We start from the raw sequence: 19,910 nt of genomic DNA on the forward strand, positions 1-19,910 counted from the left end.
TATAGGTCAAGCGCGATTGCGCCTTGAGCGCATCGGCAGGCGCCGCCTTCGGCCCTGGCCGCCGCGCCGTCCTACCGGTACCCGGTCGCGTCGGCCGGCTTGCCTGCCGCCTCCACCTCGTCGAGATAGCGCCAGGCGTCGGGGCGCGAGCCGTCGAGATCGGTGAAGCCGTAGACCTGGGCGAGCCCGCCGCTCGACAGCGACTGGCCGTTCCAGCGCGCGACGCCGGGGTCGGCGGCCAGCGCGGCCACCGCCCGCCCGACGAAGCGCGGCGTCTCCGAGATGACGAAGTGCGGCACCTTGGCGGTTGCGTCGCGCCAGTTGGCTTCGGTCACGCCGAAGGCCTCCAGCATCATCTCCGAGCGCAGCCAGCCGGGGGTGATCGCCACCGCGGTCGCTCCGTGCGGCGCGAGGTCCTTGGCGTGCGCCCAGGCGAGGCGCAGCACCGAAGTCTTGACGAGGTCGTAGAAGGGCGACAGCCTGTAGTTCCTGGCATTGTAGTCGGCGGTGCCGTCGGTCACTTCGACCAGCAGCCCGCCGGGCCGCTCGATCATCAGCGGCAGGGCGAAATGCGCGGTGATCAGATGCGTGTCGATGCCGAGCCGCAGCAGGCGCAGGCCGTTGTCGAGGTTGTGGTCCCACACCGGCTTGTTCCACTCGAACAGCTTTTCGCCGCCCCAGACATCGTTGACCAGCACGTCGAGCCTGCCCTCGTCCCTGCGCAGGCGCTCGACCAGCGCGCGCACCTCCTCCGCCACCAGATGGTCTGTGGGCACGGCAACGCCCTTGCCGCCGGCGGCGGTCACCAGTTCCGCCGTCTCCTCGATGGTCTCCGGCCGGTCGTACTCGGAGCGGCGGTCGCGCGTCGTGCGGCCGCTGACATAGACCGTCGCCCCGGCCGCGCCCAGTTCGACGGCGATGCCACGGCCTGCGCCGCGTGTCGCGCCGGCAACCAGCGCCACCTTTCCCTGAAGCGTCATCGAACTCTCCCGTACAACTTCTTCGGCACAAGCTGGGCACAAGCGCCCGCCCCGGGCATTCGCCGCGCCCGATGCCCGCGATCCATGCAAATCGGGCAAGGCCCGCGCACACCGGACTGGCATTTTGTCTCGAGCCAATATATAAATGAATATTCGTTTATAAATCAAAGGTCAATATGGCCCGCCCCAGAACCCTCTCCGACCTCGACATCCTCGATGCCGCCAACAAGCTTCTCCACCGGCACGGCCCCGAAGCGCTGACCTTCGAAAGCCTCGGCCGCGCCTGCGGCCTGTCGCCCGCGACGCTGGTGCAGCGCTTCAAGTCGAAGGCCGGCCTCAAGCAGGCCGCCCTGCTCCGCGCCTGGGACGGCCTCGACGAGATGACCGCAGCGCTTGCTGCCTCAGCGCCGCAAACGCCCGACGGCGCCATCGAGCTGCTCGTCGGCCTGTCGCACTATGGCGGCATCGAGACCTATGCCGAGGGGCTGCTGCTGTTGCGCGAGGACCTGCGCGACCCGGTGCTCCGGGCGCGCGGCACAGCCTGGAAGGCGGCGCTGTGCACGGCGCTCGACGAGCGCCTGTCAGGCATGGCCGGCGCGCCGCAGGGCCTGGGCCTGCTGATGGCCTCCCAATGGCAGGGATCGCTGCTGTGGTGGGCGTTCGAGCCCGAGGGCCAGGTCGAGGACTTCGTCGAAGCCGGCCTCAGGCAGTTCGTGGCCGCGATCCTCGCGGTGCCCGCCGGAGAGGATTGAGCCGCCGCTCGCCCGGGCGCCCAGGGCTTTCGGCTTCAGGGCTCGCCTCCCCCCATCGCCGGATCGTTTCGCCGGTGTCCGCGCGGATCGCCACGAATTCGGACGACGCCAGCACCGCATGCATGTGCAAGGTCGCCTCGCCCGGGTTGTGGAAGCCGTGGCTCTGCCCGGCAGGCACGATCATCGACTGGCCGGCGACGAGTTTCGCACGTTCATCGCCGAACCAGACCTCGGCCTCGCCGGCCAGGACCGTCAGCACTTCCTCGACCGGGTGAAAATGGGTCGGCGCTCCGGCGCCGGGCGCCACCCATTGCTCGAAGATGCAGAGCTGCCGTGCGCCGCAGCCGGCCGAAACCAGCATGCGGCTCTCGACGCCCGCGCGCCACTGTTCGCGCGCATGATCCGTGTGGACGACAGTCTGCATCGCGCTGGTCCCCCGAGCCGGCAGCGAAGGCCGCCACCTCAAGGGTAGGCCGTCAACTCACGCTTGGCAAACAGCCATCCGCCGGTCGCCCGGACTACGCCCGCTCTTCCCACACCCTGGCGAGCTCGACGATGGTCCGGACCGCCTTTTCCATGTCCTGCCGGCTCACCCATTCGAGCGGCGAGTGGAAGGCGTGGCCGCCGGCGAAGATGTTGGGGCAAGGCAGGCCCATGAACGACAGCCTGGAGCCGTCGGTGCCGCCGCGGATGCTGCCGCGCACCGGCTCCATGCCGGCGCGGCGGATCGCCTCGACGGCGTGCTCGACGATCTCGGGGTGGCGGTCGAGCACCACCTTCATGTTGCGGTACTGCTCCTTGACCACGAAGCCGTAGCTCGAGCCGGGGAAACCCTTCAGCACGTCGCTGACGATCGCCTGCAGCATCGCCTCCTTCTCGGCCAGGCCCTCGTCGCGGAAGTCGCGCACGATCAGGCTGATCGTCGCCTTCTCCATCGAGCCGCTGACATTGGTCGGATGCACGAAGCCCTGCCGTCCGTCGGTCGTTTCGGGCGCCTGGTCCTTCGGCAGGCGGTCGACGATCGCGCCGGCGATCTTGATGGCGTTCTCCATGCGGCCCTTGGCGAAGCCGGGATGCATGGCCACGCCCTGGATGGTGATCTCGACGCCGTCGGCGGAGAACGTCTCGTCCTCGATCGTGCCGGCGGTCTCGCCGTCCATGGTGTAGGCGAATTTCGCGCCGAGCTTGGCGAAATCGACCTTGTCGACGCCGCGGCCGATCTCCTCGTCCGGCGTGAACAGGATCTTGATCGTGCCGTGCCGGATGTCGGGATTGGCGACCAGCACCTGCGCCGCCGCCATGATCTCGGCCACGCCGGCCTTGTCGTCGGCGCCGAGCAGCGTCGTGCCGTCGGTGGTGACGATGTCGTTGCCGATCTGGTTTTTCAGCTCCGGATGCTCGCTGACCTTGATGACGCGCGAAGGGTCGCCCGCAAGCACGATGTCGCCGCCCTCATATTTCCTGATAACCCGCGGCTTCACGCCGGTGCCGGTGAAATCGGGCGCGGTGTCCATGTGCGAGCAGAAGCAGATCACCGGCACTTGCTTGTCGCTATTGGCGGGGATCGTCGCATAGACGTAGCCGTGCGCGTCGAGATGCGCGTCGGACAGGCCCATCGCCAACAGTTCCTCGACCAGCAGGCGGCCAAGGTTCTTCTGCTTCTCCGTCGAAGGCTGCGCCGGGGACCTGGGGTCCGACTGGGTGTCGATGACGACGTAGCGGAGGAAACGGTCGAGCACGGTGTCGGTCATGGCAAGGTCCAATGCGTCTGTCGGTCCGCCTGCTATAGCCGCCCCGCCGGCCGCCGTGAATGCCTTTCGCCACGACCGCCGTTGGGCCAGCGGATGGGCGGACGGTGGTGGCGCGGAGGTTCTGGGGTTCTGGACCGATGGTTCCTCGACTTGCCGCGAGGCCGCACATGGCAGGCGTTGAACTAGGACTGATCAGCCCCAACGCCTCGCCTAGTGCGGGAACTCCAGCCCCATCTCGCGGTAGCGCTCGGGGTCGTCGCCCCAGTTCTCGCGCACCTTGACGAACAGGAACAGGTGCACCTTCTGCTCGAGGATGCCGCCGATTTCCATGCGCGCCGCCTGGCCGATGGCGCGGATGGTCTCGCCCTTGTGGCCGAGCACGATCTTCTTCTGGCTGTCGCGCTCGACATAGATGACCTGCTCGATGCGCACCGAACCGTCGGGCTTCTCCTCCCACTTCTCCGTCTCGACATGCGACGAATAGGGCAGTTCCTGGTGCAGGCGCAGATAGAGCTTTTCGCGCGTGATCTCGGCGGCCAGCTGGCGCATCGGCAGGTCGGAGATCTGGTCCTCGGGATAGTACCAGGGGCCTTCCGGCAAGCGCCTCGCCAGGAAGCCGAGCAGGTCCTTGCAGCCCGAGCCGGTCAGCGCCGAGACCATGAAGGTGCATTCGAACTCGACGCGCTCGTTGGCTTCCGAGGTCAGCTTCAGCAGCACCTCGGGATTGACCCGGTCGACCTTGTTGAGGATCAGCACCTTGGGCTGGCGCACGTCCTTGAGGCGCTCGAGGATGGCGTCGGCGTCGCCCTTGATGCCGCGCTCGGCGTCGATCAGCACCAGGATCAGGTCGGCGTCCTTGGCCCCGCCCCAGGCGGTGGTCACCATGGCGGTGTCGAGGCGGCGGCGCGGCCTGAAGATGCCGGGGGTGTCGACGAAGACGATCTGGGCGTTGTCGTGGGTGGCGATGCCGCGCACGATGGCGCGCGTGGTCTGCACCTTGTGGGTGACGATCGACACCTTGGCGCCGACCAGCTGGTTGACCAGCGTCGACTTGCCGGCGTTCGGCGCGCCGATCAGGGCGACGAAGCCAGAGCGCGTGGCTGCCGTTTCGGATGCGGCGGTTTCGGGGGCATCGGTCACGACGCGGTCTCCTCGTTCTTCCACACGCCCTCGCGCAACAGCACGGTGGCGGCGGCGTTCTGCTCGGCCTCGCGCTTGGAGCGCCCGGTGCCGGTGGCCGACGGATAATCCCCCACCCGCACGCTGACGGTGAAGACGGGGTCGTGGTCGGGGCCGGTGCGGCTCTCGATCCGGTAGGCGGGCACCGCACTCGCGGCCTGGTGGGCCCATTCCTGGAGCTCGGTCTTGGGGTCGCGGCGGGCGGCGTCCACGGCCACGGCGCGCGGCTTCCAGTATTTGTGGATGAAGCGCTTGGCGGCGTCGAGCCCGCCGTCGAGATAGATGACGGCGATCAGCGATTCCAGCGCGTCGGCGCGCAGGTTGACGCGCTTGCGCTCGGCGAGGTTGCGCACCTCCGAACCGGCGCGGATCAGGTCGGCAAGGCCGATCTGGTCGGCGATCTGGGCCAGCGCCTCGGCATTGACCAGCGCGTTGAGCCGTACCGAGAGCTCGCCCTCGGGCGCCTCGGGGAAGTCGGCCAGCAGCATGTCGGCCACCGCCAGCCCCAGCACACGGTCGCCCAGGAACTCGAAGCGCTCATAGTCGACCCCGGCATGGGCGCTGCGGGCGCTGCCATGCGTCAGCGCCCGTTGCAGGCGCTGGGGATCGCGGAAGACGTGGCCGGTGCGCAGCTGCAGCGCATCGGCGAGATCGGTGGCGGTGAGGCGCTTCGCAGACATTTCCTATCTGACGAAGTTGAACAGGCGCGAGCCGCGCATCTCGGTCGGCCACTTCCAGATCTCGAGCGGGCTGGCGCCGCTGGCGATCGAGAAGAAGATGATGTTGGCGCGGCCGACGAGGTTCTCGGCCGGCACGAAGCCGACGGTGAAGCGGCTGTCGGTCGAGTTGTCGCGGTTGTCGCCCATCATGAAGAAATGGCCCTCGGGCACGACGAATTCGCGCGTGTCGTCGCCGATCGCGTTGGGCGTGAGGTCGAGCGTGTCGTAGGAGACGCCGTTGGGCAGCGTCTCGCGGTAGACGTCGACCGGGCGGTTTTCCTCGGTGATGTCGGGATTGTCGATCTGGCCGACCTTCTCGCGCGGCACGGCGGTGCCGTTGATGTAGAGCACGCCTTCCTTCATCTGGATGCGGTCGCCGGGCAGGCCGATGACGCGCTTGATGTAGTCGAGCGAGGGGTTCGGCGGGAACTTGAAGACGACGACGTCGCCGCGCTCGGGGTCGGACCCGAAGATGCGGCCCGAGAACAGGTCGGGCGACAGCGGCAGCGAGAAGCGCGAATAGCCGTAGGCCCATTTGGTGACGAACAGGTAGTCGCCCTCGAGCAGCGTCGGCCGCATCGAGCCCGAAGGGATCGAGAACGGCTGGAACAGGAAGGTGCGGATCACCAGCGCCAAGAGCAGCGCCTGGACGATGACGCTCACGGTCTCGCCCAGCCCGCCGGACTTCTTCTGTTTTTCAGCCACGCTCATGTCGTCCTCGATTGTAGGTCGCGATGGGTATAAGGGCTCGCAGGCCCGGGGGCAATGTCTCTGCCGCCGCCAAGAGCCTAGGAAGATGGCGGTTGTTCGGCGGCCTGCAGCTCGATCACCACAAAGGCCTGCGCCAGCGGAAAATCGTCGGTGATGGTGAGGTGCACCACCGCCCGCTGGCCCGGCGGCGTCATTGCCGCCAGCCGCCGCGCCGCGCCGCCGCTCAGCTCCATGGTCGGCCGCCCGCCCGGCTGGTTGACCACGCCCATGTCGCGCCAGAACACGCCTTCGGCGATGCCGCAGCCGAGCGCCTTGGCGCAGGCCTCCTTGGCGGCGAAGCGCTTGGCATAGGAGGCGATGCGCCCGCGCCGGCTTTCCGCCCGCGCCTGCTCGGCTTCGGTGAAGACGCGCTGGATAAAGCGCTCGCCATGGCGCTCGATCGACTTCTCGATCCGCCTGATGTCGACCAGGTCGCTGCCGATGCCGATGATCATGGGTGCCGCCCTCCACCCTGCCCCTTGTGGGGAGGGTCGACGCGCAGCGCCGGGGTGGGGGCCAAAAGGGGTCGGGAGTGAGGACTACCCCCACCCCTAACCCCTCCCCACAAGGGGGAGGGGGAGCAGTCAGCGGCCGACGTTCTGGCCAAGATCATCGACCTCTGGCGATGAACGGGCGCTGCGCAAAATCCCCCTCCCCCTTGTGGGGAGGGGTTAGGGGTGGGGGTGCCTACATGTGCGATTGCCCTGCCCTTGCGGCCACCATCGCCGCGCAGCACTTGGGTTGAGGGCAAGCTTGGCACCGCCATCCGCCTCAGATGTTCCGGCTGCCCGGCTTGATCGCCGGGATCGCGGCGAGTTCCGGCGGCAGCTGGTCGGCCGGATAGGCCGGCACCTCGTATTCGGCGAGCGCGATCAGCGGCACGCCGACATCGGTCTTGCCGGCCGAGCGGTCGATGATGCAGGCAGCTGCCACCACCTCGGCGCCGAGCCCGCGCAGGCATTCGATGGTCTCGCGGATCGACAGGCCGGTGGTGACGATGTCCTCGACGATGACGACGCGCGCGCCCTTCTCGATCTCGAAGCGGCGCAGGCGGAACGTGCCCTGCTCGCGCTCGACCCAGATCGCCGGCACCTTGAGATGCCGCGACGTCTCGTAGGCCGGGATCAGTCCGCCGATCGCGGGCCCCACGACGTAGTCGATGTCGCCGCCCACCCGGTCGCGAATCTTTGCGGCCAGCGCCTTGCAGAGCGCTTCGGTCTTGTCGGCATGCATGAACACCCGCGCCTTCTGCAGGAAGACGGGGCTGCGCAGGCCCGAGGTCAGGATGAAATGGCCTTCCAGCACCGCGCCCGCCGAGCGGAAGATGTCCAGGACTTCGCTTGTCTGCATTGTTTCCTTCCTGTCGTCGTCCAGCGTGCGGCGGCCGTCAGCCGTTGACGCGGCGCGCGTCGCTGACGCTGTTGTTTTCCTTGAGCTGGGAGATCAGCCGGTTCAGGTGCTTCAGATCCCACACTTCGAGATCGAGCAGCATTTCGGTGAAGTCGGGCGCGGTGCGCACCATCGACAGCGAGTGGATGTTGGCGTCGTTGGCCGCCACCACCTGGGCGATGTCGGCGAGCGACCCCGGCGCGTTGATCGCCGTCACCGAGATGCGGGCGGGGAAGCGCTCCTTCGAACCCTCGTCGAGGTCCCAGCGCACGTCGATCCAGCGCTCCGGCTGGTCGTCGAAGGCCATCAGCGACGGCGACTGAATCGGATAGATGGTGATGCCCGAGCCGGGCTGCATGATGCCGACGATGCGGTCGCCCGGCACCGCCCCCTCCGGCGCGAACTTGACCGGCAGGTCGCCGCTGACGCCGCGGATCGGCACCGCCGGCCCCCAGCGCTTGGTCTCCTGGCGCTGGCTCGGCGCGCCGCGCCCGGGGATCTGGAACAGCATGCCGGCGGCGTTGCGGATCTTCGACCAGCCCTCCTCGCGCTGCTTGGGCGTCGTCGGCGTCGCGCGCTCCTCCTTGTAGTCGGGGAAGACGGCGCGCACCACGTCGTTCGACGACAGCTCGCCGCGGCCGACCGCGGCCAGCACGTCCTCGATGTCCTTGCGCGCCAGCCGGTGCAGCACCGGCTTCAGGCCGTCCTTGGAGAACTTCTTGCCGGCGCGCTCGAAGGTACGCTCGAGGATGCGCGTGCCCAGCCCCGAATATTGCTTGCGGATGGCGTTCTTGGTCGCCCGCCGGATCGCGGCGCGCGCCTTGCCGGTCACCACGATCGATTCCCACGCCGCCGGCGGCACCTGCGCCTTGGAGCGGATGATCTCGACCTCGTCGCCGTTCTTGAGCTCGGTCATCAGCGGCATCACCCGGCCGTTGACCTTGGCGCCCACGCAGGTGTCGCCGACGTCGGTGTGCACCGCATAGGCGAAGTCGATCGGGGTGGCGCCGCGCGGCAGCGCGATCAGCATGCCCTTGGGCGTGAAGCAGAACACCTGGTCCTGGAACAGCTCGAGCTTGGTGTTCTCGAGGAAGTCCTCGGGGCTGTCGCCCTCGGCCAGTTGCTCGATGGTGCGCCTCAGCCAGGCATAGGCGTTGGTATCCTTCGATATCTGGTGGCCGGCGCCGTTGAGCTTGGCGATGTTGTCCTTGTAGATCGAGTGTGCCGCCACGCCGTATTCGGCGATCTTGTTCATCTCGCGGGTGCGGATCTGCAGCTCGATGCGCTGGCGCGACGGGCCGACGATGGTGGTGTGGATCGAGCGGTAGTCGTTCTGCTTGGGCGTCGAGATATAGTCCTTGAAGCGCCCCGGCACCATCGACCACGAGGTATGGATGGCGCCGAGCGCCCGGTAGCAGTCCTCGACGCCGTCGACGACGACGCGGAAGCCGAAGATGTCCGACAGCTGCTCGAAGGACAGCGCCTTGGTCTCCATCTTGCGGAACACCGACCAGGGCTTCTTCTGCCGGCTCGTCACCTTGGCCTTGATGGCATATTTCTCGAACAGCTCCGACAGCGACTTCTCGATGTCTGCGAGCACGCCTTTGTTGCGCTCGGAAAGGTCCTTCAGCCGCTCCGTCACCGTCCGGTAGGCCTCCGGATTGATGTAGCGGAAGGCGAGCTCCTCGAGCTCCTCGCGCATGCCCTGCATGCCCATGCGGCCGGCGAGCGGCGCATAGATGTCCATCGTCTCCTCGGCGATGCGCAGCCGCTTGCTCTCGGGCACGTGGTGCAGGGTGCGCATGTTGTGCAGCCGGTCGGCGAGCTTGACCAGGAGCACGCGCACGTCCTCCGAGATCGCCAGCAGCAGCTTGCGCAGGTTCTCCGCCTGCTCGGCCTTCTTGGAGACGAGGTCGAGCTTCTTCAGCTTGGTCAGCCCCTCGACCAGCTTGCCGATGTCGGGGCCGAACAACTCGTCGATCTCGGCGCGCGTGGCAGTGGTGTCCTCGATCGTGTCGTGCAGCAGCGCCACCGCGATCGTCGCCTCGTCGAGATGCATCTCGGTGAGGATCGCCGCCACTTCGAGCGGATGCGAGAAATAGGGATCGCCCGAGGCACGGCGCTGATGGCCATGCTTCTGCATGGCGTAGACATAGGCCTTGTTGAGCAGCGCCTCGTTGACGTCAGGCTTGTAGCGCTGCACGCGCTCGACAAGCTCATACTGACGCATCATGGGCGGCTTCCCGGAACTTGAAATGAATCATGCGCCGCAATGACTTGCGGCGCATGCCATAGATAACCACGAAAATGCCGGGACGAAAGGGCCGGCAGATGCCGGATCGGCTCCCGACGCGGCCTTTTTGGTGAATTCGCCCCGCCGCGGCCTCGCGGCAGGGTGGAATTCGCAAAAGGCCTCAGTAGTCGTCGCTCTTTTCCGGAGCAACCAGGCTCTCGATGCCGGCGAGCAGGTCTTCTTCCGACATGCGGTCGAAGTTGATGTTCTCTTCGGGCTCGTCGCTGTCGATGGCCGAAGCCGTGGTCTGGTCGGCAGCCTCCGGCGCCTCGGGCTCCGGCTCGTCGACCTCGACATGCTTCTGCAGCGAGTGGATCAGGTCTTCCTTGAGATCGTCGGGCGACAGCGTCTCGTCGGCGATTTCGCGCAGCGCCACGACCGGGTTCTTGTCGTTGTCGCGCGGAAGCGTGATCTGCGCGCCCTGCGAGATCTGGCGGGCGCGGTGGCCGGCCAGCAACACGAGCTCGAAGCGGTTGCCGACCTTGTCGATGCAGTCTTCAACGGTTACGCGGGCCATGAAGTGCCCCTTTCATGCATGGATGTGACGGAAAGCTTGACGGCTGCCTTATCGCGAAAGCCCGGATAATTCAAGCATGAAGCCGGCGCGCGGCCATGTCGCTTCCGGGCCGGTCGCGTCCAGCCACAATTTTTTTACCCGGAGGCAACCCTACCCCTCTTGGAATGACGGCGGACGGGCGATATTTCCCGGATTGGGGTAAGACCATTGTTTGGGGGAGAACGGACGCTCCCAGGAGCGAATTTGGCATCGGCCTATTTCAACAAGGAATTTTCCTATGTTTGATCCTCGCGAGAAGATCGCACTGTTTATCGACGGAGCAAATCTCTACGCCACCTCCCGCTCCCTCGGCTTCGACATCGACTACCGAAAACTGCTCGCAAGCTTCCAGAAGCACGGCTACCTGCTGCGCGCCTATTATTACACCGCGCTCGTCGAGGATCAGGAGTATTCCTCGATCCGGCCGCTCATCGACTGGCTCGACTACAACGGCTTCAAGGTCGTCACCAAGCCCGCCAAGGAGTTCACCGACGCCACCGGTCGGCGCAAGATCAAGGGCAACATGGACATCGAGCTGACGGTCGATGCCCTCGAGCTCGCCGACGTCGTCGACCACTACGTCATCTTCTCGGGCGACGGCGATTTCCGCACCCTCGTCGAGGCGCTGCAGCGCCGCGGCAGGAAGGTCAGCGTGGTCTCCACCATGGCCTCGCAGCCGCCGATGATCTCGGACGACCTGCGCCGCCAGGCCGACCATTTCATCGACCTGATGACGCTCAAGGCCGAAATCGGCCGCGAGCCGTCGGAGCGCCCGGTCCGCAAGCCCGATCCGGTCGAGCCGACGCCGGACGACGCCTGACAGATGCTGTCTCCCGCGTCAGCCCAGCCGGTCGACCCCGACCGGGATTGCCCGCTCTGCCCGCGCCTGCACGGCTTCATCGCCGGCTGGCGCGAGCGCGAGCCGGGCTGGTACAACGCGCCCGTCCGCTCCTTCCTGCCTCCGGAGGGAGAGGACGGCGTCAAGTTCCTCATCGTCGGCCTGGCGCCCGGCCTGCGCGGGGCCAACCGGACGGGACGGCCGTTCACCGGCGACTACGCCGGCGACTTGCTCTACGCCACGCTCAAGCGCTTCGGCATGGCGCGCGGCGAGTTCCTCGCCCGCCCCGACGACAGCCTGGAACTCATCGGCACGGCAATCACCAACGCGGTGCGCTGCGTGCCGCCCGAGAACAAGCCGGTCGGCGCCGAGATCAACACCTGCCGCAGCTTCCTGGTGCCGACCATCGCGCGTTTTCCCAATCTGAAAGCCATCCTGACGCTCGGCTCGATCGGCCACCAATCGACCGTTCGCGCTCTCGGCGCGCGCGTCGCGGCCGTCCCCTTCAAGCACGGCGCCCGCACCGATGTCGGCGGCATCGCGGTGTTTTCGAGCTATCACTGCTCGCGCTACAACACCAATACGGGCGTCTTGACGGAAGAGATGTTCGTCAATGTTTTCCGCAACGTAGCGGAATTCTTGCAGGAATAGCCGGCTGGCGGCCGGGCCGGCAGGGCTTCCCTCAAAAAAAGCCCGATCGTGCACGAGGCGACGATCGGGCAAGGGACAGTGGAATATGGAACGGCTGGCTATCGCGCCAGCCGCATGATCGCGAACGGGCCATCATCCTGGCCGCAGGCTGCTCGGCGATGAAAACCGCGCGCCGGCGACGACGATGCCCCGCTCGGGCAACGGACCGGATGGGCCGCGCGTTCAGCCGGCCCAGCCCTTGCCCGGGGTGAAGCCCCTGCCGCGCGACGTCGCAGAAGTTGCGCCGCTCCTGTTGGGTCCGGCGGCCAGCTGCATGGCAGCGGCATCCTTCGGCCTTTCACTGCTGGCCACTGGCTTCGCGGCAGTCTGGGCCGTCGCCGGGACTGCGGCAAATGCCGCAGGCATCAGCATCAGCGACGCCGCCGCCGCCATCATGATCGTCTTCATCGATTGGTTCCTTTCACCGGCCATTGGCCATTTGCGGCACAGCGAGGCACCACGCCGGTGCCGAACCACGCTTGCGCCAGGAGCGTGGTCTGCATGGTGGAATGGACGCAAACCGCCAACGCGGGCATACGGCAAATGCCGTATTTCGACGCCCGTTCCGGCAGTTCGGCTGCGCTTGGTTAATCGCTGATTTCGGCAGCGCGTGCCAATTCGCGCCAGGATCGACATTGCTTGCCGGGAATCCGAGAAGACGAAGCATGGTCCGGATCATAGGGCTTTGCGTCGAGACCCCGCCCGAGGCGCTGACAATCCCCCGGAGGCTTCTGCCTCCCGATGCCCAGGTTCCATGCCGCGACCGCTGGTCTTGCGTGGATATCTTTTCCACGGCCGGGAGATTTTTCTCTCTCCAGCGCGCCATTCCTTCCGGGGGCATTCGGCACTTTCGGCGACCATGCCTGGCCGGCCAATCGCATGTGAAGCGACCCCCACCCCTGACCCCTCCCCACAAGGGGGAGGGGAATTCTGCGGCACCGCCGTCGCGCCAACCGTCAACGATCTTGGCCGCAAGGGCGGCAAGCAAGTCCCCCTCCCCCTTGTGGGGAGGGGTTAGGGGTGGGGGTATGAGGCTGGTCAAATCCTCAAATCCCTTGCGGTGTGAAAGTCGGGGCGAGACGCCGGAGCTGCCAATCTCCCCCTTGTGGGGGGTGAGGAGTGGTCGCCGAAGGCGACGAAAAGCCAATTGCTTGGCTTTTCGAACGACGAACGCCGGCAGGGCAGAGGGGGGTGGGACGGAATGAGACGCTGAAGGTCTGCGTCGTGAACCGGCTCAGGATGTCCGCCAATTTGTCAGGAACTCTGTCAGCAATGTGCGTGGAGAAATTCTCCCGTTTTTCCACCCCCTGCAAAACCTTCCGTATCCTTGTGCCATCGCCCTTGTCGGGACCTGGTGCGCACCGGGTGTCAGGGAGGGCGGCGGTGACCTCCCGCCACGGCTGCGGTAGCCGTGGCTCCGAGGGCCCGTCGACAGGCCGGCGTCGTCCGGCGCGCGCCGCAAATGGCGGGTGCCGGAGGATGCGGAGAAGCCGCGGGTTCAGGCCACGAAAAGACCGTGGGACGGACCTGTGACCGGCCGACCGAGGGACAGACACCGGGCGGGGCGCGGGGTTCGCGCCACGTATCAATCTATCGGACGGCTCGGCCGCGCGCCCCGCCTCCCGAACCACCTCCCGGCAAGGGAGTGTTCTTTGACAATGGCCAGGCGCGAAAGCGAGCGTGGCAATGGATAGGTGCGGATAGGTATGCGGGACAGCACCCCCCTCTGGGCTGCCGCCCATCTCCCCCACAAGGGGGGAGATCAGGCCGTCACCGACGTCCCGGCCAATCACCAGCGTTGCAACAGAATTCCTTGAGAGTCGGTAGCAAGGGGCGAGGCGTTGAAGCTGCCAATCTCCCCCTTGTGGGGGGTGAGGAGTGGTCGCCGAAGGCGACGAACGCCGGCAGGGCAGAGGGGGGTGGGAAGGAATGAGACGTGGCGGCCCCTTGAAGATCGGGGTGGGGTCGCCCGAGGCTGCGCTCGCCGCCGCCCTCGGGAGGTGCCGAGCGCAGCGAGGCGGAGAGGTGAGAAGAGCCCCCTACCCGCGCTCCTTGAGCAAACGCCCCTTCTCGCGGTTCCAGTCGCGCTTCTTCTCGGTCTCGCGCTTGTCGTGCAGCTTCTTGCCGCGGGCGACGGCGAGCAGGAGCTTCGCACGGCCGCGGTCGTTGAAGTAGATCTTGAGCGGCACGAGCGTCATGCCCTCGCGGTCGATCGCCTGGCCGAGCTTGGCCATCTCGCGCTTGCTCAACAGCAACTTGCGGCGGCGGCGCGGCTCGTGGTTGAAGCGGTTGGCCTGCAGGTACTCGGGCAGGTAGGAATTGATCAGCCAGAACTCCCCACCCTCCAGCGACGCATAGGATTCCTGGATGTTGGCGTGGCCGTCGCGCAGCGACTTGACCTCGGTGCCGGTCAGCACCAGCCCGGTCTCGAGCGTGTCGAGCACCTCATAGTTGAAGCGCGCCTTGCGGTTTTCCGCGGCGATCTTGTTGTTGGGGTCGGATTTCTTGCCCTGTACCATGTCTCTCACTCGCTCAGGCGAGCCAAATGTTGGTGTTTTCGTGGCCGGCGCGGCAGGATTGCCGCCGCGCGGACAGCGCGAAAGACGCCTTCAGATGACCGCGCGAGCGGGCTCTTTCAAGGGCTTTGCGCAGCTCAGTTGATGAGGCCGGCTAGCTTCATCGCCGCGTCGATCTTCTCGGCGGTCGACTGCTCGATGGTGACAAGCGGCGAGCGCAGCACGTTCTCGATGCGGCCGAGACGCGACAGCGCATATTTCGCGCCCGAAGCGCCCGGCTCGATGAAGATCGCCTTGTGCAGCGGCATCAGGCGGTCCTGCAGCTCCAGTGCCTTGTCCTTGTCGCCCGACAGGCTGGCGTTCTGGAACTCGGCGCACAGTCTGGGGGCGACATTCGAGGTCACGGAAATCGCGCCGACGCCGCCATGGGCGTTGAAGCCGAGCGCCGAAGCGTCCTCGCCCGACAGCTGGATGAAGTCCTTGCCGCAGGTGATGCGCTGCTCGGAGACGCGCTCGACCTTGCCGGTCGCGTCCTTGACGCCGGCGATGTTCTTGAAGTCGTGGGCAAGCCTGCCCATCGTCTCCGGCGTCATGTCGATGATCGAGCGCGGCGGGATGTTGTAGATGATGACCGGCAGGGTCGTCGCCTGGGCAACAGCCGCGAAATGCGCATAGAGGCCGCGCTGCGTCGGCTTGTTGTAATAGGGGGTGACAACCAGGACGGCATCGGCGCCGACGCTCTCGGCGAACTTGACCAGCCCGACGGCCTCCTCGGTGTTGTTCGAACCGGCACCGGCGACGACCGGCACGCGGCCGCGCGCCACCTCGACGCACATCTTCACCACGTGGCGGTGCTCGTCATGGGTCAGCGTCGGCGACTCGCCGGTCGTGCCGACCGGAACGAGGCCCGTGGTGCCCTCGGCGATCTGCCATTCGACGAGTTCGCGAAAGGCTTTCTCGTCGAGACGGCCATTCTTGTCGAATGGTGTCACGAGCGCGGTAAGTGAGCCTCTCAGCATGTCGTCCAACTCCAGGGAACGCTACGGTTTCGCGGTCTTTTTGATGTCGCCGGCTTTCTAGCCGAAAGCAGGGCCGCGCACCATAGTCTCGACACCAATTTGCGGCAAGTGGGGCGCATTGGGCATCCGGGGCAATTCGAGTGAATGCGCTAACCTTTCGTTTACCGCCTCTTCACCAGCGGCTGTTAGAGTTTCTACTACCCGCTTCCAAAGGCAAAGTGTAAGGACAAGGAATGGCGAAGCTCATTCCGGCCGGCAGGCCGTATCGTGCTGTATTCCTGGGCGCATTTCTTGCGATGTCGACGGCCATTGCGTCGGGATCGAGCCTCGATCAGCAGACGACTTCGGCACTTCCTTTCGCCAGCGTCGGCAAGCCCGACGCAATGCGCGCCGCATTTGGCAACATCGACGGGTTGAAGGGCGGCCTCGACGCGCTGTCGAGCGGCAATCTGGCGCAGGCACGCGCGATACGCGATGGCCTGCCGGAAACGGCCCTCGACCGGCATATCCTGATGTGGGCCATCGCCATCAATGGCGGCGACCAGGTGCCGAGCGGCGAGATCGCCGCGGCGGCGCAGGCGCTGCCGTCCTGGCCGGGGCTGGCCAACCTGCGCCGCAACAGCGAGCGCGCCATGGCGCGCGAGAACCCGTCAGCCGACATCGTCGTGTCGGCCTTCGGCGGCAGCGAGCCGCAGACCATCGAAGGGGCGATCCTGCTTGCCCGCGCGCAGCTGCAGCTGGGCGACGGCAAGGCGGCACTCGCAACGCTTCGCCCCTACTGGCGCGCCGAGAAGCTCGACGCGGACAAGGAAGCGACGATCATCAAGGAATTCGGTTCGCTGATCCCGGCCGCCGACCATCGCCTCAGGATGGAGCGCATGCTCTACGCCGACCGGGTCGAATCGGCGCAGCGCGTGGCCGCGCTCGCCGGCGCCAAGCCGCTGGCCGACGCCTGGGGCGCGGTGATCAAGGGAGACAAGAAGGCCGCGGCCCTGCTGGACGCAGTCCCCGCCAGGCAGCGGGCCGCCGGCTACATCTACGCCAAGGCGCGCTATCTGCGTAAGGAACAGAAATTCACCGAAGCCGCAGCGGCCATGCTGAAGGCGCCGAAGGACCGCGCCGCACTCATCGATCCGGACGCCTGGTGGATGGAGCGCAGGACCTTGTCGCGCGAACTCCTCGACAAGGGCGACGTCAAGACGGCCTACCGCATCGTCGCCACACGTGCCGCCGAAAGCCCCGTCAATGCCGCGGATGGCGAATTCCAGGCCGGCTGGTATGCGCTGCGCGGCCTCAACGACGCGGCAACGGCGGCACAGCATTTCGCCCGGATCGCCGAGATCGGCAGCAGCCCGATCTCGCTGTCGCGCGCCTATTACTGGCTCGGCCGTGCCGCCGAAGCCGGCGGCCCCGGCAACGCCAAGGACTATTTTGCCCGCGCGGCGGTCTATGGCACGACCTTCTACGGCCAGCTCGCCGCCGAAAGGATCGGCCAGAAATCGCTCAACGTCGTCTATCCAAAACCGACCGACCAGGACCGGCAGGGCTTCGAGCAGCGCGAGGCGGTGGGCGCCATCCGGCGCCTGGAAAGTGCTGGCTATGCCCGCTATGCCGAGTTGCTCTATCGCGACCTCGCCTCGCAGCTGAACAGCCCGGGCGAGCTGGCATTGCTCGCGGCGATGGCCGAGAAGCAGGAAAACCACTACCTGGCGCTGCGCATCGGCAAGATCGCCGCGCAGCGCGGCATCGACGTGGGCGCGCTGTCGCATCCGATCGGCGTCATTCCCGACACCGCCAACATTTCCGGCTCCGGCAAGGCGCTGGCCTATGCGATCGCGCGCCAGGAAAGCGAGTTCAAGGTGTCGGCGGTGTCCGGCGCCGGCGCGCGCGGCCTGCTGCAGCTTCTGCCCGGTACCGCCAAGGACGTGGCCAAGAAGGCCGGCCTGACCTATTCGAAGGACCGCCTGACGACCGACGCCGGCTACAATGCGACGCTAGGCGCCGCCTTCCTCGGCGAGCAGCTCAGCCGCTTCAACGGCTCCTACGTGCTCACCTTCGCCGGCTACAACGCCGGCCCCCGGCGCGCCGCCCAATGGGTCGAGCGCTACGGCGACCCGCGCGGCAAGGACGTCGACACCGTCGTCGACTGGATCGAGCGCATTCCGTTCACGGAGACCCGCACCTACGTCCAGCGCGTGATGGAAAACTATCAGGTCTACAAGATGCGGCTGTCGGGCCGCTACGACATCGAGGGCGACCTGGTCAACGGCCGCTGAACCGGCTCCGTCGCCGTTTGACCTCGCCTGCGGGCCGCGATAGCAAGTCTTCGGGCACAGTCGGCGCGATGCGGGGACGCGAATGGGCAGAGGCCAGGGCTTTTCGGACTTCTTCTATTCGGCGCAGGATGGCCTCAGGCTGCATGCGCGCCTCTACGGCGAGGAAGACAACGGCCGGCTTCCCGTCGTCTGCCTGCCCGGCCTGACCCGCAACGCCCGCGACTTCCACGATCTCGCGCTCAGGCTTTCGTCGAGCCGCGACAAGCCCCGGCGCGTCATATGCTTGGACTATCGCGGCCGCGGCCAGTCGGACTACGACCGCAACTGGCAGAACTACAGCGTGGCGACCGAGGCCACCGACGTGCTCGACGGTCTGACGGTGCTCGGCATCGCCGGTGCGGCCTTCATCGGCACCTCCCGCGGCGGGCTCATCGTCCATATTCTCGCGGCCATGCGCCCTGCCCTGCTCAAGGCTATCGTCCTCAACGACATCGGCCCGGTGATCGAGCCGACCGGTCTCGCCCACATCCGCTCATATCTCGAAACCTCTCCCCGTCCGGCAGACTTCGACCAGGCCGTCACCATCCAGCGCGGCATCCATGGCCCGGCCTTTCCGGCCCTGTCGAAGGCCGACTGGCAGCGATTCGTCCGCGCCATCTACCGCGACGTCGGCGGCAAGCCCGTGCCCGACTTCGACCCGAAGCTTTTGAAGACGGTCCAGGCCATGAATCTCGACCGGCCGCTGCCGGATCTCTGGCCGCAATTCGAGGCGATGGCCGCCGTTCCGGTGCTGGCGATCCGCGGCAGCAATTCGCGGCTCCTGTCGGCGGCAACGCTCGAACAGATGGCCAAGCGCCACCCGCGCTGCGAGACGGTCACCGTCCAGGGCCAGGGGCATGCGCCGCTGCTCGATACCGGCGACCTGCCGGAGAGAATCGCGGCGTTCATGGACGCGGCGGAGAGCGGCGGCCGGTAGGGAAGCTACGAGAGGGGACAAAATCAGCGCGAGACCGCTCCTTCCGGGCAGCTTCCCCGTTGCGTACCTACGCTGCTTGACCTTCAAAAGCAAAAAACCCGGCGGTCGCCCGCCGGGTCTTTCTCAAATCAGCTGTTGAGCCGATTAGAACGAAGCGTCGAGACGGAGGAAGCCGCTGAACACGCCATCCGAACCTGCGTCTTCGAAAGTATCGCCATCGGTGTAATTGAGGGCGAGCTTGGCGTTCAGGTTCTCGACGACCTTGTAGTCGATGACCGCACCGATGGTCCAGTCATTGAAGCCTTCATCGACTGTCACAGCATTGCCCAGGATGAAGTCGCCATACTGGGAATCGGCGAAGTACTGACCACCGGCGCCAATCGCCAGCTTGTCGTTGACCTGGTACTTCAGGTAGCCGCCGACCGACCATTCGTAGCCATCGTAGGGACCAATCAGGCCGAACCACGTGGCGCCCGATTCGTAAGCTGCGAGCAGCTCGAGCGTCAGAGCGTCAGTCGCCTTGATCTTGGCGATACCCTTGAGGGCGAATTCGGAGAGGCGATCGTCGTAAGCGGCGAACAGGTCGACCGAACCCCAGCCCTGAGCAATCGACACCTTGCCGGTGACGAGCGGGACGTAGTCGTAGTCGTAGTCTTCCTCTTCCAGGCCGACCGACACCGCGATGCCGTTGCCTGCATCAAAGGTGTAGCGGATCTGCTGGACGAAATCGCCACCACCCTTGTCGAACTCGCCCGACAGGTCGCCGTCGAACAGCGTGTCGTTGCGACCGACCATCAGGCCGCCGAGTTCGAAGTATGCGTAACGAACCGCGAAGCTGCTGTTGTCGCCCTCGATTTCGTGGCCATCGACGTCGTAAAGGCCGCCGTCGTTCTTGCCCTGGAACTCGATATAGCGCTTGAACGTGCCGTATTCGGTCTCCGAACGGGCATCGAGCTTGAGGCGGAACAGGGCCTGCTTCTTCCAACCATCGTCTTCGTCGGTCCAGCCGATCTCGTAGCGAACGAGGCCGCCGATCTTGAGGCAGGTCTCGGTGCCCGGGATGTAGTAGAAGCCGGCGCCGTAGACGTCGCAGATACGGACATATTCCATGGGCTCCGGCTCGGCGACGACGACAGCGTCGGCCGCACGGGCGCCGGAGACTGCGAGCAGAGCCGCAGCGGAGCCGAGAAGAAGGCTCTTGATGTTCATTTTCTGACCTCCAGTCA

At 66.4% G+C, this 19,910-nt stretch carries 19 protein-coding genes; 5 read left to right on the top strand and 14 right to left on the bottom strand.

The window, feature by feature from the left end; translation table 11 throughout:
* Nucleotides 1-71: 71 nt before the first annotated feature.
* Complete coding sequence (locus J2X50_RS07965; RefSeq protein WP_429093700.1) at nucleotides 72-980, bottom strand: SDR family oxidoreductase; 909 nt, start codon at nucleotides 978-980, stop codon at nucleotides 72-74.
* Between the two features lie 176 nt (nucleotides 981-1,156).
* Here J2X50_RS07965 and J2X50_RS07970 point away from each other — a divergent pair, with 176 nt between their 5' ends.
* Entirely contained in the window at nucleotides 1,157-1,732 is a 576-nt protein-coding gene (locus J2X50_RS07970; RefSeq protein ID WP_429093702.1) for a TetR/AcrR family transcriptional regulator, read from the top strand.
* Here the strand turns inward: J2X50_RS07970 and J2X50_RS07975 are convergent.
* From J2X50_RS07975 to rpoZ, 9 genes are all read right to left on the bottom strand, one after another.
* Nucleotides 1,683-2,156: a cupin domain-containing protein gene (locus J2X50_RS07975; RefSeq protein WP_429093704.1), complete on the bottom strand. Its 474-nt coding sequence runs from the start codon at nucleotides 2,154-2,156 to the stop codon at nucleotides 1,683-1,685. The genes J2X50_RS07970 and J2X50_RS07975 overlap by 50 nt on opposite strands.
* Before the next feature lie 94 nt (nucleotides 2,157-2,250).
* Entirely contained in the window at nucleotides 2,251-3,483 is a 1,233-nt protein-coding gene (gene pepT, locus J2X50_RS07980) for a peptidase T (protein WP_429093706.1), read from the bottom strand.
* A gap of 210 nt (nucleotides 3,484-3,693) precedes the next feature.
* Nucleotides 3,694-4,623 carry a GTPase Era gene (gene era / locus J2X50_RS07985; protein WP_429093708.1) on the bottom strand — a complete coding sequence of 310 codons (930 nt, stop codon included), beginning with the start codon at nucleotides 4,621-4,623 and terminating at the stop codon, nucleotides 3,694-3,696.
* Nucleotides 4,620-5,342 (bottom strand): ribonuclease III, encoded by a 723-nt coding sequence (rnc, locus tag J2X50_RS07990; protein ID WP_429093710.1) that lies wholly within the window; start codon nucleotides 5,340-5,342, stop codon nucleotides 4,620-4,622. Before rnc ends, era begins: the two co-directional genes overlap by 4 nt.
* A gap of 3 nt (nucleotides 5,343-5,345) precedes the next feature.
* Nucleotides 5,346-6,092: a signal peptidase I gene (lepB, locus tag J2X50_RS07995; protein WP_429093712.1), complete on the bottom strand. Its 747-nt coding sequence runs from the start codon at nucleotides 6,090-6,092 to the stop codon at nucleotides 5,346-5,348.
* A gap of 77 nt (nucleotides 6,093-6,169) precedes the next feature.
* On the bottom strand, nucleotides 6,170-6,586 hold the full coding sequence (gene acpS / locus J2X50_RS08000) for a holo-ACP synthase (protein ID WP_429093714.1): 417 nt from the start codon (nucleotides 6,584-6,586) through the stop codon (nucleotides 6,170-6,172).
* A 316-nt stretch (nucleotides 6,587-6,902) separates the two neighbouring features.
* Nucleotides 6,903-7,481 carry an orotate phosphoribosyltransferase gene (gene pyrE / locus J2X50_RS08005; RefSeq protein ID WP_429093716.1) on the bottom strand — a complete coding sequence of 193 codons (579 nt, stop codon included), beginning with the start codon at nucleotides 7,479-7,481 and terminating at the stop codon, nucleotides 6,903-6,905.
* 37 nt (nucleotides 7,482-7,518) lie between these two features.
* Nucleotides 7,519-9,753, bottom strand: a complete 2,235-nt coding sequence (locus J2X50_RS08010; RefSeq protein ID WP_429093718.1) for a RelA/SpoT family protein — start codon at nucleotides 9,751-9,753, stop codon at nucleotides 7,519-7,521.
* A 181-nt stretch (nucleotides 9,754-9,934) separates the two neighbouring features.
* Nucleotides 9,935-10,330 (bottom strand): DNA-directed RNA polymerase subunit omega, encoded by a 396-nt coding sequence (rpoZ, locus tag J2X50_RS08015; protein ID WP_347964862.1) that lies wholly within the window; start codon nucleotides 10,328-10,330, stop codon nucleotides 9,935-9,937.
* A gap of 277 nt (nucleotides 10,331-10,607) precedes the next feature.
* Here rpoZ and J2X50_RS08020 point away from each other — a divergent pair, with 277 nt between their 5' ends.
* Together J2X50_RS08020 and J2X50_RS08025 are read left to right on the top strand one after the other, a co-directional pair.
* Nucleotides 10,608-11,189, top strand: a complete 582-nt coding sequence (locus tag J2X50_RS08020; RefSeq protein WP_429093721.1) for an NYN domain-containing protein — start codon at nucleotides 10,608-10,610, stop codon at nucleotides 11,187-11,189.
* A gap of 3 nt (nucleotides 11,190-11,192) precedes the next feature.
* The gene (locus J2X50_RS08025; RefSeq protein WP_429093723.1) at nucleotides 11,193-11,858 is read left to right on the top strand and encodes a uracil-DNA glycosylase; all 666 of its coding nucleotides are present in this window, start codon (nucleotides 11,193-11,195) and stop codon (nucleotides 11,856-11,858) included.
* 222 nt (nucleotides 11,859-12,080) lie between these two features.
* Here J2X50_RS08025 and J2X50_RS08030 read toward each other — a convergent pair whose 3' ends face one another.
* The 3 genes from J2X50_RS08030 to dapA form a co-directional block, all read right to left on the bottom strand.
* A complete protein-coding gene (locus J2X50_RS08030; protein ID WP_429093725.1) occupies nucleotides 12,081-12,305 on the bottom strand; it encodes a hypothetical protein in 225 nt (74 codons plus the stop codon).
* A gap of 1,631 nt (nucleotides 12,306-13,936) precedes the next feature.
* Complete coding sequence (smpB, locus tag J2X50_RS08035) at nucleotides 13,937-14,416, bottom strand: SsrA-binding protein SmpB (protein ID WP_429093727.1); 480 nt, start codon at nucleotides 14,414-14,416, stop codon at nucleotides 13,937-13,939.
* Between the two features lie 134 nt (nucleotides 14,417-14,550).
* Nucleotides 14,551-15,432: a 4-hydroxy-tetrahydrodipicolinate synthase gene (dapA, locus tag J2X50_RS08040; RefSeq protein ID WP_429093729.1), complete on the bottom strand. Its 882-nt coding sequence runs from the start codon at nucleotides 15,430-15,432 to the stop codon at nucleotides 14,551-14,553.
* 233 nt (nucleotides 15,433-15,665) lie between these two features.
* On the opposite strand from dapA, the gene J2X50_RS08045 reads away from it, so the two are divergent.
* Together J2X50_RS08045 and J2X50_RS08050 are read left to right on the top strand one after the other, a co-directional pair.
* Nucleotides 15,666-17,708 (top strand): lytic transglycosylase domain-containing protein, encoded by a 2,043-nt coding sequence (locus J2X50_RS08045; RefSeq protein WP_429093731.1) that lies wholly within the window; start codon nucleotides 15,666-15,668, stop codon nucleotides 17,706-17,708.
* A gap of 82 nt (nucleotides 17,709-17,790) precedes the next feature.
* Nucleotides 17,791-18,684 carry an alpha/beta fold hydrolase gene (locus tag J2X50_RS08050; RefSeq protein ID WP_429093733.1) on the top strand — a complete coding sequence of 298 codons (894 nt, stop codon included), beginning with the start codon at nucleotides 17,791-17,793 and terminating at the stop codon, nucleotides 18,682-18,684.
* Between the two features lie 144 nt (nucleotides 18,685-18,828).
* Here the strand turns inward: J2X50_RS08050 and J2X50_RS08055 are convergent, their stop codons facing one another.
* The gene (locus tag J2X50_RS08055) at nucleotides 18,829-19,893 is read right to left on the bottom strand and encodes a porin (protein ID WP_429093770.1); all 1,065 of its coding nucleotides are present in this window, start codon (nucleotides 19,891-19,893) and stop codon (nucleotides 18,829-18,831) included.
* Between the last annotated feature and the right edge of the window lie 17 nt (nucleotides 19,894-19,910).

Source organism: Aminobacter sp. BE322, assembly GCF_050433525.1.
Taxonomy (GTDB): domain Bacteria; phylum Pseudomonadota; class Alphaproteobacteria; order Rhizobiales; family Rhizobiaceae; genus Aminobacter.

What these genes read in the sequence shown, in the direction of transcription:
- J2X50_RS07965 (WP_429093700.1), bottom strand. Translation starts at nt 980, where the DNA reads ATGACGCTTCAGGGAAAGGTGGCGCTGGTTGCCGGCGCGACACGCGGC.
- J2X50_RS07970 (WP_429093702.1), top strand. Translation starts at nt 1,157, where the DNA reads ATGGCCCGCCCCAGAACCCTCTCCGACCTCGACATCCTCGATGCCGCC.
- J2X50_RS07975 (WP_429093704.1), bottom strand. Translation starts at nt 2,156, where the DNA reads ATGCAGACTGTCGTCCACACGGATCATGCGCGCGAACAGTGGCGCGCG.
- pepT (WP_429093706.1), bottom strand. Translation starts at nt 3,483, where the DNA reads ATGACCGACACCGTGCTCGACCGTTTCCTCCGCTACGTCGTCATCGAC.
- rnc (WP_429093710.1), bottom strand. Translation starts at nt 5,342, where the DNA reads ATGTCTGCGAAGCGCCTCACCGCCACCGATCTCGCCGATGCGCTGCAG.
- lepB (WP_429093712.1), bottom strand. Translation starts at nt 6,092, where the DNA reads ATGAGCGTGGCTGAAAAACAGAAGAAGTCCGGCGGGCTGGGCGAGACC.
- acpS (WP_429093714.1), bottom strand. Translation starts at nt 6,586, where the DNA reads ATGATCATCGGCATCGGCAGCGACCTGGTCGACATCAGGCGGATCGAG.
- pyrE (WP_429093716.1), bottom strand. Translation starts at nt 7,481, where the DNA reads ATGCAGACAAGCGAAGTCCTGGACATCTTCCGCTCGGCGGGCGCGGTG.
- J2X50_RS08010 (WP_429093718.1), bottom strand. Translation starts at nt 9,753, where the DNA reads ATGATGCGTCAGTATGAGCTTGTCGAGCGCGTGCAGCGCTACAAGCCT.
- rpoZ (WP_347964862.1), bottom strand. Translation starts at nt 10,330, where the DNA reads ATGGCCCGCGTAACCGTTGAAGACTGCATCGACAAGGTCGGCAACCGC.
- J2X50_RS08020 (WP_429093721.1), top strand. Translation starts at nt 10,608, where the DNA reads ATGTTTGATCCTCGCGAGAAGATCGCACTGTTTATCGACGGAGCAAAT.
- J2X50_RS08025 (WP_429093723.1), top strand. Translation starts at nt 11,193, where the DNA reads ATGCTGTCTCCCGCGTCAGCCCAGCCGGTCGACCCCGACCGGGATTGC.
- J2X50_RS08030 (WP_429093725.1), bottom strand. Translation starts at nt 12,305, where the DNA reads ATGAAGACGATCATGATGGCGGCGGCGGCGTCGCTGATGCTGATGCCT.
- smpB (WP_429093727.1), bottom strand. Translation starts at nt 14,416, where the DNA reads ATGGTACAGGGCAAGAAATCCGACCCCAACAACAAGATCGCCGCGGAA.
- dapA (WP_429093729.1), bottom strand. Translation starts at nt 15,432, where the DNA reads ATGCTGAGAGGCTCACTTACCGCGCTCGTGACACCATTCGACAAGAAT.
- J2X50_RS08045 (WP_429093731.1), top strand. Translation starts at nt 15,666, where the DNA reads ATGGCGAAGCTCATTCCGGCCGGCAGGCCGTATCGTGCTGTATTCCTG.
- J2X50_RS08050 (WP_429093733.1), top strand. Translation starts at nt 17,791, where the DNA reads ATGGGCAGAGGCCAGGGCTTTTCGGACTTCTTCTATTCGGCGCAGGAT.
- J2X50_RS08055 (WP_429093770.1), bottom strand. Translation starts at nt 19,893, where the DNA reads ATGAACATCAAGAGCCTTCTTCTCGGCTCCGCTGCGGCTCTGCTCGCA.